The 15,646-nt window shown below is 68.7% G+C and carries 16 protein-coding genes and 1 riboswitch; of the genes, 8 read left to right on the top strand and 8 right to left on the bottom strand.

All coding sequences use genetic code 11. From position 1 onward, the window contains the following. The first annotated feature begins 60 nt into the window (after positions 1-60). A complete protein-coding gene (locus tag ACIRPT_RS15685) occupies positions 61-654 on the top strand; it encodes a hypothetical protein (RefSeq protein ID WP_403827295.1) in 594 nt (197 codons plus the stop codon). Between the two features lie 15 nt (positions 655-669). Here ACIRPT_RS15685 and ACIRPT_RS15680 read toward each other — a convergent pair whose 3' ends face one another. Continuing rightward, positions 670-882: a hypothetical protein gene (locus ACIRPT_RS15680; protein WP_403511416.1), complete on the bottom strand. Its 213-nt coding sequence runs from the start codon at positions 880-882 to the stop codon at positions 670-672. After that, positions 879-1,130 (bottom strand): hypothetical protein, encoded by a 252-nt coding sequence (locus ACIRPT_RS15675; RefSeq protein ID WP_403827293.1) that lies wholly within the window; start codon positions 1,128-1,130, stop codon positions 879-881. Before ACIRPT_RS15675 ends, ACIRPT_RS15680 begins: the two co-directional genes overlap by 4 nt. 135 nt (positions 1,131-1,265) lie before the next feature. Here ACIRPT_RS15675 and ACIRPT_RS15670 point away from each other — a divergent pair, with 135 nt between their 5' ends. The 3 genes from ACIRPT_RS15670 (at position 1,266) to ACIRPT_RS15660 (ending at position 3,647) form a co-directional block, all read left to right on the top strand. Next, the gene (locus ACIRPT_RS15670; RefSeq protein WP_403827291.1) at positions 1,266-2,108 is read left to right on the top strand and encodes a helix-turn-helix domain-containing protein; all 843 of its coding nucleotides are present in this window, start codon (positions 1,266-1,268) and stop codon (positions 2,106-2,108) included. Further along, positions 2,089-2,391: a DUF397 domain-containing protein gene (locus tag ACIRPT_RS15665; RefSeq protein WP_403827289.1), complete on the top strand. Its 303-nt coding sequence runs from the start codon at positions 2,089-2,091 to the stop codon at positions 2,389-2,391. The genes ACIRPT_RS15670 and ACIRPT_RS15665 overlap by 20 nt, the downstream gene beginning before the upstream one ends. Positions 2,392-2,642: 251 nt before the next feature. Beyond that, positions 2,643-3,647, top strand: a complete 1,005-nt coding sequence (locus ACIRPT_RS15660) for a hypothetical protein (RefSeq protein ID WP_403827287.1) — start codon at positions 2,643-2,645, stop codon at positions 3,645-3,647. Here the strand turns inward: ACIRPT_RS15660 and ACIRPT_RS15655 are convergent. Then, positions 3,637-4,248 carry a hypothetical protein gene (locus ACIRPT_RS15655; RefSeq protein WP_403827285.1) on the bottom strand — a complete coding sequence of 204 codons (612 nt, stop codon included), beginning with the start codon at positions 4,246-4,248 and terminating at the stop codon, positions 3,637-3,639. The genes ACIRPT_RS15660 and ACIRPT_RS15655 overlap by 11 nt on opposite strands. Positions 4,249-4,649: 401 nt before the next feature. Here ACIRPT_RS15655 and ACIRPT_RS15650 point away from each other — a divergent pair, with 401 nt between their 5' ends. Continuing rightward, positions 4,650-5,519, top strand: a complete 870-nt coding sequence (locus ACIRPT_RS15650; RefSeq protein WP_403827283.1) for a GyrI-like domain-containing protein — start codon at positions 4,650-4,652, stop codon at positions 5,517-5,519. Between the two features lie 250 nt (positions 5,520-5,769). Here ACIRPT_RS15650 and ACIRPT_RS15645 read toward each other — a convergent pair whose 3' ends face one another. Continuing rightward, on the bottom strand, positions 5,770-6,453 hold the full coding sequence (locus ACIRPT_RS15645; RefSeq protein ID WP_403827281.1) for a macro domain-containing protein: 684 nt from the start codon (positions 6,451-6,453) through the stop codon (positions 5,770-5,772). Positions 6,454-6,614: 161 nt separating this feature from the next. Here ACIRPT_RS15645 and ACIRPT_RS15640 point away from each other — a divergent pair, with 161 nt between their 5' ends. Then, the gene (locus tag ACIRPT_RS15640; protein ID WP_403827279.1) at positions 6,615-8,324 is read left to right on the top strand and encodes an ADP-ribosyltransferase domain-containing protein; all 1,710 of its coding nucleotides are present in this window, start codon (positions 6,615-6,617) and stop codon (positions 8,322-8,324) included. A 118-nt stretch (positions 8,325-8,442) separates the two neighbouring features. On the opposite strand, the gene groL is transcribed toward ACIRPT_RS15640, so the two are convergent. From groL to thrC, 4 genes are all read right to left on the bottom strand, one after another. Continuing rightward, positions 8,443-10,065, bottom strand: a complete 1,623-nt coding sequence (gene groL, locus ACIRPT_RS15635; protein ID WP_403511245.1) for a chaperonin GroEL — start codon at positions 10,063-10,065, stop codon at positions 8,443-8,445. Positions 10,066-10,420: 355 nt separating this feature from the next. Continuing rightward, entirely contained in the window at positions 10,421-10,624 is a 204-nt protein-coding gene (locus tag ACIRPT_RS15630) for a cold-shock protein (RefSeq protein ID WP_010035953.1), read from the bottom strand. A 479-nt stretch (positions 10,625-11,103) separates the two neighbouring features. Next, a complete protein-coding gene (locus tag ACIRPT_RS15625) occupies positions 11,104-11,382 on the bottom strand; it encodes a MoaD/ThiS family protein (RefSeq protein ID WP_403511242.1) in 279 nt (92 codons plus the stop codon). A 55-nt stretch (positions 11,383-11,437) separates the two neighbouring features. Beyond that, a complete protein-coding gene (gene thrC / locus ACIRPT_RS15620; protein ID WP_403827276.1) occupies positions 11,438-12,760 on the bottom strand; it encodes a threonine synthase in 1,323 nt (440 codons plus the stop codon). A gap of 17 nt (positions 12,761-12,777) precedes the next feature. Then, positions 12,778-12,929: riboswitch (SAM riboswitch) on the bottom strand. A 184-nt stretch (positions 12,930-13,113) separates the two neighbouring features. Here thrC and ACIRPT_RS15615 point away from each other — a divergent pair. Both ACIRPT_RS15615 and ACIRPT_RS15610 read left to right on the top strand, forming a co-directional pair. Next, entirely contained in the window at positions 13,114-14,076 is a 963-nt protein-coding gene (locus tag ACIRPT_RS15615; RefSeq protein WP_403511236.1) for a glucosyl-3-phosphoglycerate synthase, read from the top strand. Between the two features lie 69 nt (positions 14,077-14,145). Further along, positions 14,146-15,645: a trehalose-6-phosphate synthase gene (locus ACIRPT_RS15610; RefSeq protein WP_403827275.1), complete on the top strand. Its 1,500-nt coding sequence runs from the start codon at positions 14,146-14,148 to the stop codon at positions 15,643-15,645. The last annotated feature ends 1 nt before the right edge of the window (position 15,646 follow it).

The raw sequence follows: 15,646 nt of genomic DNA, 5'->3' as shown, positions 1-15,646 counted from the left end.
TCCGCCCTGACCTCGACCTACACCGCCGTCACCGCCGTCACCGCCGACGAACCCCCGGCAATGGCAATGGACATTGCCCAGGTGAACGACTCCTGCTTCTCCGGCTACGTCTCCCCGCCCGCCCACGACGACCTGCGCGGAAAGATCCGGGACGCCGACGAGGAAACGCTCACCCGCTGGGAACGCGACGCCAAGATCACGCACCTCTCCGAGGTCGCGGTCGACCTCAGCTTCCAGGGCAACGGCCCCAAGGCGGTCCAGGTCCGCGACGTGTCCTTCACCGTCCTCCGTCGCGAGAAACCGCTGTCCGGCCGGATCGCACCACACACCGCATGCGGCGGCCCGGGGCCGGATGTCCTCGTGGTCGACCTGGACACCCTGCCGCTCCATCGCCCCGTCTCCGGGACATACCTCCTGACGAGCCCGCACCAACGCGCGGCAAGGGAGGAGACCGCGCAGCACAACGGGAAAGAGATGCGCCTCCCGCAGACGGTCACCACTCAGGAGCTCTACGACCTCATGCTCATCGGCCGCACCCAGCGCCACTACTGCGAATGGCGCGCCACGCTCACCTGGTGGGACGGCCGGCGCGTCTACAAGACGACCATCGACAACGCCGGCCGCCCCTTCCGTGTCACAGCCGCACCCCGATAGGCACGATCGCCACCATCACGGCAGCCTGCTCGCCTGATTCAGCTCGGCCACCTTGGCCCGCAGCGCGTCCCGGGGCTCGGCGGGCCGCAGCGCGCCGGGCGGGCAGTCCCACTCCCGCCCGCCCCCGGGCGGCCGCAGCTGCACATACGGCCCCTCGTGGCCCATGACCTTGCCGATCCGCCCGTCCCGCCCGTCCAGGGCGTAGCTGCCGGGCGCCGGGATCGTCACGCCCGTCGCTCCCCGGGTTCGTGCCCCGGAGCGGCGGCCTCGGCGTACTCCGCCAGTACGCCCGCGAGCCGCCCGGCGGTGTCCAGATTGCAGCGCCCCAGCTCGATCAGCGGCCCCATATAGACGCTCGGCAGCGCCACCGGATCGAGGCCCAGCGACGGCAGGGTGATGCCCACCGCCTTCAGTGCGGATTCCAGCTCTGCCATGACGGCCGCGGCCCGCTCCTCCCGCTCGGGCCCCGTCAACATTCCCTTCATCGTCCTCCACGCCTCCGTGCATCCACGCTGAGTTTCCAGTTCGGCACACAGCGTGGCGGCTGTGCATCTAGCCTGGCCAGAGGCGCAGATCCAACATCCGGACGTGTACGACAGGGAGTTGCTGCGATGCCCGGACCCAAGAAACTCGACCCCTCTTCCTCCCCCCGCGCCATGCTCGGCGCCGAACTGCGCCACCAGCGCGAAAAGGCCGGACTGACTCAGGAAGAGCTGGGCGCCTTCCTCTTCGCCAGCGGTTCGCTCATCGGCCAGCTGGAAGCCGGGACGCGGCGGATGATGCCGGAGTACGCCGAGAAGTTCGACGAAATCCTCAAGACGGACGGCTACTTCGCCCGCAACTGCCAGGCCGCGACGAAATCGAAGTACCCCGACCACTTCGCCGAGGCGGCGGAGGCGGAAGCGATCGCGACCACCATCAGGGAGTACGCGCCGCAGCTCGTTCCGGGCCCGCTCCAGACGAGGGCGTATGCGCGGGCGGTGTTCCGCGCGTACCAGCCGACGGCACCGGAGGAGGTCATCGACCAGCTGGTGGAGGCGCGGGTGGAACGCGGACACCTCCTCGACGACCCCACAACCCCGTTCGTCTGGGCGGTTTTCGACGAGTCAACACTGCGCCGCGAGGTCGGCGGCCCCGACGTGATGGCGGAGGCCCTCGGCCATATCGCGGGCCTGGCCCGGCGCCACCGGATCATCGTGCAGGTGATCCCGTTCGCGGCGGGCGGCCACGCGGCGATGTTGGGCCCGCTCAAGCTGATGCACTTCGAGGACGCTCCACCGCTCGTCTACCTCCAGGGCCCGGAAACGGGAAAGCTGGAGGACGACCCGGCCACAGTCGCCCGTCACCAACGGACCTACGACCTGCTGACGGCCAACGCGCTCTCGCCCGAAGAATCCCTGGCCTTGTTCGAATCTTTGGCCGAGGATTACGCCCATGAAGAGCATCGGACATGAGTACGACCTGACCAATGCCACCTGGCACAAGTCCAGCTACAGCGGCGGCGACGGGGGTGACTGCCTGGAGGTCGCCCGTGACTTCCCCGGCGCCGCCCGCTGGCGCAAATCCAGCTACAGCGGCGGCAGCGGCGGCAATTGCCTCGAAGTCCGTGATGACTCGCCCGGCATCGTGCCCGTCCGTGACTCCAAGGACCCCTACGGCCCGGCGCTCGCGTTCCGAATACCGGCCTGGTCGGCCTTCGTCGCCGACATCAAATCGGGTGCCCTGAAGGGCGCCTGACACACCGGCTCGTGGGTCCGGGGCTCAAGTCGCGGACCCCGAGCCCTCCCCTATGGAACGGGCGGGAGAAGCAACCTACCTACCCCCCAACCCCCGCACGCACCAGCGCACATGACTTTCTGTGATCGGCTTGCCACGACGCGTCGAACCGGTCTAGCGTGCGTCGCAACAGCACCCACACATGCGACGACCCCGACAGGTGGTAGCACACCTGTCAGGGTCTGACCAGCAAGATCGTTAGGCCCGATCTCATGGCTTCTGAAGACTCTAGCGCTGCCGTGCCCGCGCACGCAGCCCACCCTCCGCACCCCTCCGCCAAACCCGGCTACGGAAAACGCAGCGCCCCCGACCAACACCCCGGCGGGCCCGCCGATTTCACGCACCTCCCCCGGCGCGAGGCGTCCATCGCGGCCTACCTCGACCGCCTCCCCGACGGCGCGGACATCTCCGTAAAGACGCTGGCCAAGGTCTTACCGGACTACGGCCAGTGCGCCCTGCGCACCGCGCTCCGCCACCTCTCCGAGGCCGGTCACCTCCGCCGCATCACCGAGACACTCCCGAGTGACGGCGGCAGCGTGCGCTGGGTGACGCGTACCTACTTCTCCCGTACGGCCCGCGACGACGCCTGGTGGACGGCCTTCAGCACCGGAACCGTGCCCACCCCCGACCCGGCCCCGCCGCCACCGGCCTCCCCCGCTCCCCCGTCGCGCCCGTCTCCGCCGCCGGCCCGCTCGCCCCAACACCGGCATCCCCAACACCGGCCCCGCACCCGGGCGTACGACCTCCTCGCCGCCCTCGGCCGCACCGAACCCCGTATGACGCTCTCCGCCGTCGACTGCGCCGCCCTCGAACCGCTCGCCGAGCAATGGCTGGCGTGCGGCGCCACCCCGGACCAGCTCCGCCACGCCCTGACCGCCGGGCTGCCGTCGCCCGTACTGCACCCGGGCGGCCTCGCCCGCGACCGCCTGCTCCGCAAGATGCCACCCCCCGCACCGGAACCGGACCCGGCCACGCCCCCGGCCGCGCCGCCACCCCTCCGCATCATGGAATGCACCATCTGCCGGGCCCCGGGCCGCCCCGAAGCCCTCCCGGGCGGAATCTGCGGCCCCTGCCGGGGCGAGAACGGACCCCCGCGCTTCAGCAGCCAGGCGGTCGGCGAGGTCCGCACCCGCGTCCAACAGCTGCGCGCCGCGGCCCGCGGAGCCGCCCACGAACCATCCACCGGACTCGTCCAACATCGTCGGCTCAGCCGCTGACCGGCACCTGCACGTCGTCCCGGATCTTGCTCGCCGTATCGGCAAGCGCCTGAAGATCGACCGACTTCGGATCCTTGGCCGGGTCGGCGGCGTCGACCAGGGCGACACTGGCGGTCGTGCTGGACGTCCCCCAGACACAGAACGAGAAGGTGACCTTCTGTCCCGCCTGGTTCTTCACATCAACCCCGCAGGTCAGCGGCTCCCCACCCCCACTGGGCGTGAACTTCTTCTCGGGAACGCCGACTTCGGCACCCGGGGAATCCTTCATTCCGCCAATCATGTGCTCAACGCCCTCGTCGGCGTCATCGATGGTGCCGTACATCCCCATCATCACCAGCGACTTGGTGCCCGCCGTGTACTGACCGCCCACCGTACGGATGCCATGGGCATTCGTTCCGTCATGGGGCACCTGGGAATCCGCCTGCTGAGATATGTCCTTGGTGAGCGCGTACTCCCCACCGACAAGCGACTTCGGCACCGTAATCCGGTACTTCGGCCCGGCAGAAGGCTTGGCCGCACCGCCACCGCCACCCCCACCGCCGCCACCGCCATCGCCACCACCCGCGAAAACCGCGACCGAGGCCACCGTCCCGATCACCAACACCCCGACAATCGCCCCGACAATCCCCCACACCTTCCCGGCACTACTCTTCGGCGGAGGCGGCGGCACCATCCCCGGCCCGCCATACCCATAGGGGCCCTGCTGAGGCACTCCATAGGGCCCCTGTCCCGGCGCCCCGTAGGGACCTGGCTGCTGACCGTACGCCCCGGGCGGCGCCTGCCAACCGGACCCCTGCGGCGCACCTTCCGGCCCGCCGTACCCCGGCCCATTCCCGAAGCCGGGTTGCGGCTGCTGCGGTGTGCTCATTCCATTCCCCACTTGACTGGTGTGTGACCGGACTCCATCCGGAACGCGCCGACCCGACAAGACCGGGCACAGGATGTCGGGTGAGGCACCCTTACTCCTCCCTAGCGTAATGATCACAAGGGAAGGAGACCGGGGTGCTGGAGCGGCTGAACCAAGCCATGGAGCACATCGAGGGCCGTCTCGATCAGGGGATCGAGATGCCCGAACTGGCGCGGATCGCGATGACGTCGGAGTACCACTTCCGGCGGATGTTCTCCGCGCTGGCGGGACTCCCGCTGTCCGAGTACATCCGGCGCCGGCGGCTGACCGTCGCGGGTGCGGAGGTGCTGGCCGGCGAGCGGACGCTGCTGGAGATCGCCGTGCGCTACGGCTACGGATCGGGCGAGGCGTTTGCGCGCGCGTTCCGGACCATGCACGGCGTGGGCCCCGGCGAGGCCAGGCGCACGGGTGCGGCACTGCACTCCCAGCCACGGATGTCCTTCCGCCTCATCATCGAAGGGAGCAGCACCATGCGCTATCGGGTCGTGGAGAAGGAGGAGTTCCATGTGGTCGGGAAGAAGGCGCGCGTCCCGCTCGTCCACGAGGGGGTGAACCCGGCGATCGCCGACTTCATCCGGGGCATCGACAAGGAGGACGTCCGGCGCATCGCCGCGCTGTCCGACCAGGAGCCGGACGGGATCGTCTCGGTGACCGACGACCTGGACGCGAGCCGCGCCGAGGGCACCGAACTCGACTACTACCACGCTGTGGTGACGGGTTCGCCCGCCCCGGAGGGCATGGACCTGGACACGCTCACCGTCCCGGCCGGGACCTGGGCCGTGTTCGAGAACTCCGGGCCGTTCCCGCAGTCGCTCCAGTACCTCTGGCGGGACGTCTACACGCAGTGGTTCCCGTCCAACCCGTACCGCAGCCGGCCAGGCCCGGAGATCCTGCGCACCCGGCCGTCGGACGACGGGACGCAGGCGGACTCGACGCTGTGGATACCCGTGGAGCGAACCGGCTGATCCGGCACCGCTGTTCACGGGGCGCACCCTGCGCGCGAGGGTGCGCCCCGTCCGCTTCGTCGGGTCTTCCGCACACGCGCGGAGGACCCGACTTCGCGGAAAGACACGGAACCCACGGAATCGCGGTAATCCCTGGAATCGCAGATGCCGTAGAAGTCGTAGAAGTCGTGGAAGTCGTGGAAGTCGTGGAAGTTGCAGGAGCCGCGGAAGTCGCGGAAGTCGTGGAAGTCGTCCCGCCGGAGAATACCGGTCAGCGACGGGAGGTGGGGCGGCGCTTGGGCGGCTCGATGCGAACCCGCTTTTCGGCGGGGGCGCTTTCGAGGTCGTCGAGTTGCGCAACGATCGTGCGGCGCAACTCGTCGTAGTCCTCGAAGCGGTAGTCGTGGAACAACGTGTAGCCCGTCCACATCAAGTTGGCGCAGACCCGCGCCGGCACTCCGCCGGTTTGGGCGCCCATTCCGACCAGTGCCACCGAGCGAATGCTGCCCGGCTCCTCTTCGTTCTGCCGGTGGATCGCCTGGAACGCGGCGGCGCACGCCAGGGCCACATTCAGGGTCTCGCTCACGTCCTCCGCGGACGTCTGCATCGTCGGCGTCGAGATCAGGAACTTCGGGTTGGTCGCCCCGGACCGCACGCACACCGCGCTTCCCACCGGGAGGTTTCCCGCGAACCGGTCGCGGATCGCCCGCTGTACGCGCAGCTGGATGCCCGCTCCGAGATGCCGCTTGATGACCCCGTCGACCCCGCCGTCCATCCGGCCCCGGGAGTTGGTCGGGCTGACCCAGGCATCGACTTCCTCATTGAGCATGGAGCCCTTGCGGATCTCGATCTCGGGGGTGTCGGCGAAGGCCGCCCGCCACGCCTCCACCACTTCCGCGTTGATATCGGTCAACACGACCCTAAGCGGCGGCTGCACGCGGTCCACGGTCATCATCCACTCCCATCGAGAAACGGCCCTTGCGTCACTCATGACGCTACCGTGCCCCACTGACAACGCACCCGCGGACAGCGTTTCATGACTTATCGTCAGGATTGCGAGCGTACTGACCCGGTGTTAGCCTGCCGCCAGATTTTCACGGGCCTCGCCTTGAATCCTTGCCGTCCCCTTCAGGGCCTTCGCCTGCAAATCGCCTACCTCGCCAACCATGCCCCTATCAGCATGGTTTGATAATTCGGAGCACCTCCACAATGAGCGATGCCAACACCCCGGCCCATCCCGACCCGAATGACCCACTGGCCCTCACCGAACTGTTCAAGGGTGGCGGCGAACCGTGGCTTGAGCTGCTGAAGCCGGTCATCGAGGCGCAGCCGGACGCGGCCTCGTTCATTGGGCCGGGCCGCGGACCGGAAGTCGTTCCCGTTCGCGAACTGACCTTCCAGGCGCTCAAGCCCAATCCGCCGCACAAATGGAAGGTCGTCGTCTTCGGCCAGAATCCGTATCCGCGGCCGGAAAGCGCGACCGGCATCGCCATGTTCGACAACACCTTCCACGACTGGAAAGACAGCCAGTTCGGCAGGGTCGTCAGCATCCGCTGCATCATCAAGGCGGCGGCGATGTGGAAGTACGGCATTCCCAAGAAGACGCCGATCGCCGATATTCGTGCGCTGCTGAAGAAGCAGGACACCGTACAGCCGCCGGAATGGTTCCAGGCGATGCTCACGCAGGGTGTGCTGCTGCTGAACGCGGCACTCACCGCCAGCAGCGACGGGGTGCGGGGTGCCGACCGGCACCCCGCATTCTGGCGTCCGGTCGCCGAGCGGATCGTCGAGGAGATATTCAAGGCCAAGCAGAACGCCGACGAGGAGGACCGCGGTGTGGTCTTCGCGTGGTGGGGGGCGCACGCACGCAATCTGAAAAAGGTCGTCCTCCAACTCCAGGAGAAGTACCCCGAGGTCGAAGTCCGCCATATCGACCACTGCAATCCGGCGGCGCAGGGCGATATCTTCTGCGAAGGCGACCATTTCGAAATGGTCAACGAGGCCCTCGCGTCGCTGGGCTCCGAGGCGATCGACTGGCTGCCGAGCAAGGGCTGGAACGAGCTCGCGGCGGAGGACGGCGGGAAGAACGGCGATATCGCCGATCGTATGGGCGCATTCATCGCGTCCACCATGGAACTGCACCAGCTGTATCTCGAGCGGCTCGCGAGCGTTAAGGACGAGGGGCTCGTCCTCCCCGCGATCACCGGTGTGTTCGACACCCCGCTCATGGATTTCAGCGACGCCGTCGCCCCGGTCGCCCGGCAACTGTCCGGTCTCGACCGGCACGTCTTGCTGTCGCACGAATTCGGCAAGCGGCGGGCGGACGAAGCGGCCGCCGGCCTGTCCGCCGACGCGATCGCCGCCCTCTACCTCTATACCTGCGAGTCCGCGTTCTACCGGGAGATCAACGCCATCCTGCGCACCCCGGACCGGGCCAAGGTCGTCCCCTACCTCCCGTACCTGCGGCTGCTGTTCTCGGCGGTGTCGGGGCTTCCCGCCCGCACGGAGCCGTTGTGGCGCGGGGTATCGCTGGACCTGCGCGCGCAGTACCCACTCGGGCGGACCGTGACCTGGTGGGGCGTGTCCTCGTGCACCTCCAAGCTCGGCGTGGCCCGGGCGTTCCTCGGCGGCCGCGGCAAGCGGACGCTCTTCGAGGTGGCACCCGTCCGGGCCGTGGGCATCCGCAGTTTCTCCGCGTTCACCGACGAGGAGGAATTCATCCTCCTGCCGGGCACACAACTCAAGGTGGCGGACGTCACGACCGAACGCGGCGGCCTGTGCACCGTGAAGCTGACCGAATTGGAAGAGCAGCCCCTGGTGTCCTGAGCGCGCGAGCGCGCCCGCCAACGCCGCCGGGGCGGTACCCCTCCTCTCGGAGGGGTACCGCCCCGGCGAACTTCTGGACGTGCGGCCCGGGAGGACCGGCAGTCTGATCCGTGACGGATCAGAAGTCCATGTCACCGCCCGGCATGCCGCCCGGAGCGGCCGCGGCGGCCTTCTCCGGCTTGTCGGCGATGACGGCCTCGGTGGTGAGGAACAGCGCGGCGATGGAGGCGGCGTTCTGCAGGGCAGAGCGGGTCACCTTCGCCGGGTCGAGGATGCCCTCGGCGATCATGTCGACGTACTCGCCGGTGGCGGCGTTCAGACCGTGGCCGACGGCCAGGTTGCGCACCTTCTCCACGACGACGCCACCCTCGAGACCACCGTTGACGGCGATCTGCTTGAGCGGGGCCTCCAGGGCGAGCTTCACGGCGTTGGCGCCGGTCGCCTCGTCACCGTCGAGCTCCAGCTTCTCGAACACCGCGGAGGCCTGGAGGAGGGCCACGCCACCGCCGGCGACGATGCCCTCTTCGACGGCCGCCTTCGCGTTGCGAACGGCGTCCTCGATGCGGTGCTTGCGCTCCTTGAGCTCAACCTCGGTGGCGGCACCGGCCTTGATGACCGCAACACCGCCGGCGAGCTTCGCCAGGCGCTCCTGCAGCTTCTCGCGGTCGTAGTCGCTGTCCGAGTTCTCGATCTCGGCGCGGATCTGGTTGACGCGGCCCTGGACCTGGTCGCTGTCGCCGGCACCGTCGACGATGGTGGTCTCGTCCTTGGTGATGACGACCTTGCGGGCGCGGCCCAGCAGGTCGAGACCGGCGTTCTCCAGCTTGAGGCCGACCTCCTCGGAGATGACGGTGCCACCGGTGAGGATGGCGATGTCGCCGAGCATGGCCTTGCGGCGGTCACCGAAGCCCGGGGCCTTGACGGCGACGGACTTGAAGGTGCCACGGATCTTGTTGACGACCAGGGTCGACAGGGCCTCGCCCTCGACGTCCTCGGCGATGATCAGCAGCGGCTTGCCGGACTGCATGACCTTCTCGAGCAGCGGAAGGAGGTCCTTCACGTTGCCGATCTTGGAGTTGACGATCAGGATGTACGGGTCATCCAGCGCCGCCTCCATGCGCTCCATGTCGGTCGCGAAGTACGCCGAGATGTAGCCCTTGTCGAAGCGCATACCCTCGGTGAGCTCCAGCTCCAGACCGAAGGTCTGGGACTCCTCGACGGTGATGACGCCTTCCTTGCCGACCTTGTCCATCGCCTCGGCGATGAGCTCGCCGATCTGGGTGTCGGCGGCGGAGATGGAGGCGGTCGAAGCGATCTGCTCCTTGGTCTCCACGTCCTTGGCCTGCTCGAGAAGGGCGGCGGAGACGGCCTCGACGGCCTTCTCGATGCCGCGCTTGAGGGCCATCGGGTTGGCGCCGGCCGCGACGTTGCGCAGGCCCTCGCGGACCAGGGCCTGGGCCAGGACGGTCGCGGTCGTCGTGCCGTCACCGGCGACGTCGTCCGTCTTCTTCGCGACCTCCTTGACCAGCTCGGCGCCGATCTTCTCGTACGGGTCCTCGAGCTCGATCTCCTTGGCGATGGAAACACCATCGTTGGTGATCGTGGGGGCGCCCCACTTCTTCTCGAGGACGACGTTGCGGCCCTTGGGGCCGAGGGTGACCTTGACGGCGTCGGCGAGCTGGTTCATCCCGCGCTCGAGACCGCGCCGTGCCTCCTCGTCGAACGCGATGATCTTGGCCATGTGAAGTGGTCCTCCCGGACATCGGGGTGGATTGCTCCGGACCGCGCTGGCGCCCGCGACGGACGGTCTGCTTGCCGTGTGGTTCCTTGCCCCACCCGGCCCGCGGACCTCACCGACCCGATCCTTGGTTATCACTCTCACCCGGAGAGTGCTAACGCCAATGATTAGCACTCGGCACCCCAGAGTGCAAGCGACTCCGGAGGAGTCTCATACAGGGGCGGTGGTCGGGCGACGGGCGGGCGCAAGCGGGTCTGGGGGGAGTCTCACCGCCCGGAGGGAGTCTCACCCCGCGCGCAAGAAGGCCCGCACCCCCTCAGGGGTGCGGGCCTTCCCGATGCTGCAGTCGGCCGGCGCCTCAGGCGCTCACCCGGACCATGTCCGCCTGCGGCCCCTTCTGGCCCTGCGAGATCTCGAACTCGACCCGCTGACCCTCCTCAAGGGTGCGGTAGCCGTCCATCTGAATCGCGCTGTAGTGGACGAATACATCCGCACCACCGTCGACCGCGATGAAGCCGTACCCCTTCTCCGCGTTGAACCACTTGACGGTGCCCTGAGCCATGCCTAACTCCCCTATTACTGGCCCTTGCGCAGGACCGCACTCCGCGGACCCGGGTCAGACCTCACCCCACGAAAGGCCCGTGGGGTGTGCGCCGGAACGCGTCGACCGCCGCTGAATGTATCCGCACCAATGCCCAGCGCAACAGGTCAATCGGACGAGAATTCCGGCGCCGAAGAATCGGTAATTATGCGGTGAAGTCGCGTTACGCCGGGGCAAGTCGGGCCGGGCATAGCTCACGTATCCGACAAATGCTGCACACACTTCGGGCACAACTCATCGCGATCACATATGCGTTGGGCACGCGCGCGGAGTTGTACGAGGGTCGTACGCGGGTTGTACGAGGGCCCGCACGAAGAAGATCGCCCCCATGCTATCGCCTTTCGCGACATGGAATTGCCCCATCCGCTTTTAGGCGGATGGGGCAATTCTCGCCACTCAGGCCGAGAGATGGCGCAAATCAGTTCCCGGCGCGAACGGGGTCAGCAGCCTCCGGCCACCGCCGGAATGATGGAGACGCCCGCGCCGTCCGGCGTCGGCGTCTCCAGGCCCTGCTCGAAGCGGACGTCGTCGTCGTTGACGTAGACGTTCACGAACCGGCGCAGCTTGCCCGCGTCGTCCAGCACTCGGGCCGCGATGCCGGTGTGGTTCTTCTCCAGGTCGGCGATCACCTCGGAGAGGGTCGCGCCCTCCGCGACGACCTCGGCCTCGCCGCCGGTGTACGTGCGGAGGATGGTGGGGATGCGGACCTTGACGCTCATGGGTTCTGCCTTCCAGCGACTGCGGGGTACGAGTTCAGGGGTGAGGGGCCGGGGCTCAGCCGGACAGGCCGGCCGCGCGGAACGCGTCCAGGCTCGGCCGGATGGTGGCCGTGGGCCCGGCGGCGACGGCGTCAAGCGTCTTGAGGCCGTCACCGGTGTTGAGGATGACGGTGGTCAGGGCCGGGTCGAGCAGACCGTCCTCGATCAGCTTCTTGGTGACGCCGACGGTCACGCCGCCCGCGGTCTCCGCGAAGATCCCTTCCGTCTGCGCCAGCAGCCTGATCGCGTCCACGACCTGCTCGTCGTTGACATCCTCCACCGCGCCGCCCGTACGGCGCGCGATGTCGAGCACATACGGCCCGTCGGCCGGGTTGCCGATGGCCAGCGACTTGGCGATGGTGTTCGGCTTCTGGGGGCGTACGACGTCGTGCCCGGCCTTGAAGGCCGCCGACACCGGCGAGCAGCCCTCGGCCTGGGCGCCGAAGATCTTGTACGGCTTGTCCTCGACCAGGCCGAGGGCGATCAGCTCCTTGAGCCCCTTGTCGATCTTCGTGAGCTGGGAGCCGGAGGCGATCGGGATGACGATCTGGTCCGGGAGCTCCCAGCCCAGCTGCTCGCAGATCTCGTACGCCAGGGTCTTGGAACCCTCGCCGTAGTACGGGCGGAGGTTGACGTTCACAAAGCCCCAGCCCTCGCCGAGCGGGTCCCCGATGAGCTCCGAGCAGAAGCGGTTGACGTCGTCGTAATTGCCCTCGATGCCGACCAGGTCGCCGCCGTAGACCGCGGCCATGACGACCTTGCCGGCCTCCAGGTCGTGCGGGATGAACACGCAGGACTTGAAACCGGCGCGACGGGCGGCGGCGCCGACCGCACCCGCGAGGTTGCCGGTGGAGGAGCAGGAGAGGGTGGTGAAACCGAAGGCGCGGGCGGCCTCGACGGCGATCGCGACGACACGGTCCTTGAAGGAGTGCGTCGGGTTGCCGGAGTCGTCCTTGACGTACAGGCCGCCCGTGACGCCCAGCTCGGCGGCGAGGCGGTCGGCCTTGACGAGCTTGGTGAAGCCGGGGTTGAGGTTCGGCTTGTCGGCCACGTCGGCGGGGACGGGCAGCAGCGGGGCGTAGCGCCAGATGTTGTTCGGTCCGGCCTCGATCCGCTTCTTCAGGCCCTCAGGATCGCCGCTCGGCAGGTCGTACGCCACTTCGAGCGGCCCGAAACATTCCTGGCAGGCGAAGATGGGACCGAGATCGAAGCGCTGCCCGCACTCGCGGCAGGAGAGCGCGACGGCCGGGCCCAGAGCGATGGGGGTCCCCCCTGGACGGAGCTCGCCGGAGTCCTTGGGGGAGGGGGTGGTGGCGGTTTCGGTGACTTGCACAGCCATGGAGGCGAGGCCCTTTCTCCTCATCTTCCTCGCGGCGCATCTCGCCACGAGACGGATTTGGCACCTTCCCTAGCCGGGAGCCTCGCGCGCGCAGCAACTGCGGCGGAGACCGGCTGGAGGGTTGCCGGGGCTTCAACGGGCCGTATCCCTCTGCCCCTCTGGATGAGCGGTATGGCGCTGGGCCGAAACCCAGGCGTTTGTGGCGGTGACCCCGGCATGCGACGGTCATCCGCGTTGTTCAAGACTGTAACCGAAGGCACTGACAGTTGAGATAGTCGTCCGAACCGCGAGATGGATCACACAATGGATCACCAACGGGCCCCTGGCCCGGCGGCCACCGAGGAGTCGTAGACGTGCTGGAAGAGGTGGAGCGCTGGCTCAGCAGCCGCTCCTGGTCCGCGGCCGATCGCCCGCTCGGGCGGCTGCTGGAGGCCAAGCGCCAGACAGGCCGCACGGTCAGCGTAGTGCTGCCCGCGCTCGACGAGGAAGCCACCGTCGGGGCGATCGTCGCGGCGATCCGCGCGGACCTGATGACCGGCGCCGTCCCCCTGGTGGACGAGCTGGTGGTGCTGGACTCGGGCTCCACCGACCGTACGGCCGAGGTCGCGGCGGCGGCCGGGGCCAAGGTCGTCCACCGGGACAGCGTCCTGCCCCGCCTGCCCGCCGTCCCCGGCAAGGGCGAGGTCCTGTGGCGGTCCCTGCTGGCCACCACGGGCGACATCATCTGCTTCATCGACGCCGACCTGCGCGAATTCTCGTCGACCTTCGTCTCCGGGATCGTCGGCCCGCTGCTGACCGACGCCGACGTCCACTTCGTCAAGGCGATGTACGACCGCCCCTTGGAGACGGGCGGCGAGGGCTCCGGAGCGGGCCAGGGCGGCCGCGTCACGGAGCTGGTCGCCCGCCCCCTCCTCAACCTCCACTGGCCGCAGCTGGCCGGCTTCGTCCAGCCCCTGGGCGGCGAGTACGCGGCCCGCCGCTCCCTCCTGGAACGCCTGCCCTTCCCGGTCGGCTACGGCGTCGAGCTCGGCCTTCTGGTCGACGCCCTGCACACGGTCGGCCTGGACGCCCTCGCCCAGGTGGACGTCGGCGTACGCAAACACCGCCACCAGGACGGCCAGGCCCTCGGCCGGATGGCCGCCGCCATCTACCGCACCGCCCAGCTCCGTCTCACCCGCGGCCATCTGATCCGGCCCCGCCTCACCCAGTTCGAGCGGGGCGAGAACGGCTTCGTGGCGCGCACGACCGACGTGGACACCGAGGAGCGGCCCCCGATGGCCGAAATACCGGAGTACGCGGAGCGCCGGGCGGCCTGAAGCGCCGCGGGGCTGCCTCGGCTGAATTCCGTACGTTTGCGCGGATCGGTAGCTGGTTAATGTCGCGACATGGTCTCCGAGACGGTCTCCGAGCGCAGTGCGGTCCCACCAGGCGCCGACGTTCTCGTCGCGTCCAATCGCGGTCCGGTGTCGTACGCCGTCGGGGATGACGGCGCGCTGACCGCCAAGCGGGGCGGCGGGGGGCTGGTGTCGGGGCTGTCCGCGATCGGTCCGGACACCGATGCGGTGTGGGTGTGTGCGGCGCTCGGGGAGGGCGACCGGGAGGCCGTGCGGCGGACGGGCGGCGATCTGGATCCGGCGGACACGGGCGGGCAGCGGGTCCGGATGCTGGACATTCCGGCGGATGTGCATGCCGATGCCTATAACGGAATTGCCAATTCCGTGCTGTGGTTCGTCCACCACATGCTGTATCAGACGCCGCTGGAGCCGGTATTCGATACGGAATTCCGTGCGCAATGGGCGTCGTACGAGGCGTACAACGCCGCTTTCGCCCATGCGCTGGCCGAGGCCGCGGCGCCCGGGGCCGCCGTCCTCGTACAGGACTATCACCTGGCGCTGGTGCCCGGGATGCTCCGTGAACGCCGCCCTGACCTGCGGATCGCGCATTTCTCCCACACACCGTGGGCACCCGCGGAGTATTTCGCGATGCTGCCCGATGACATCCAGCAGAAGCTGGTGACGGGCATCCTCGGCGCGGACCGGGCGAATTTCCTGACCCAGCACTGGGCACGGGCCTTCATGGGCTGCTGCCAGTGGGCACTGGGGTCGGAATGCGACGCGTACTGGCCGCGCGACGAGGACCCGTATCTCTTCTCGACATGGCTCAAGCCGCGCAAGACCCATATCGGGGTGCACGGTCTCGGCGCCGACGCGGAGTTCCTGCGCGAGCGGGCGCACCGCCCCGATGTCGAGGAGCGTCTGACGGCACTGCGCGAGCAGATCGGCGGGACGGGCCGTAAGACCATCGTCCGGGTCGACCGCACCGAGCTGTCGAAGAACATCGTGCGCGGCCTGCTCGCCTACCGCCGGCTGCTCGCCGACCGCCCCGAGTGGCGCGAGCGGGTGGTGCACATCGCGTTCGCCTATCCCTCGCGGCAGGACCTGGCCGTCTACCGCGAATACACCGCGACGGTGGGGCGGCTCGCCGAGGAGATCAACGCCGAGTACGGCACGGACGGTTGGCAGCCGGTCGTCCTGCACGTCAAGGACGACTTCGCCCGCTCGCTGGCCGCCTACCGGCTGGCCGATGTGGCCCTGGTCAACCCGATCCGCGACGGCATGAATCTGGTCGCCAAGGAAGTGCCGGTGGTCTCCGAGCGGGGCTGTGCGCTTGTGCTCTCCCGGGGAGCAGGCGCGTACTGGGAGTTGCGCGAGGACGCGATCGTCGTCAACCCGTACGACATCACGGCCACGGCCGCGGCGCTGCACGAGGCGCTTTCCATGGACGACGACGAGCGGCGCGCCCGCTGCGAGCGGCTGGCCGCGGCCGCCACGGCGCTGCCGCCGGCCCAGTGGTTCCTGGACCAGCTGCGCGCGTTGGAGGGGTGAG

Origin of the sequence: Streptomyces sp. NPDC101227 (genome assembly GCF_044767545.1) — a bacterium.
Taxonomy (GTDB): Bacteria; Actinomycetota; Actinomycetes; order Streptomycetales; family Streptomycetaceae; genus Streptomyces.
The sequence above is the reverse complement of the archived record's forward strand: the minus strand, read 5'-3'. Positions and strand labels throughout refer to the sequence as shown.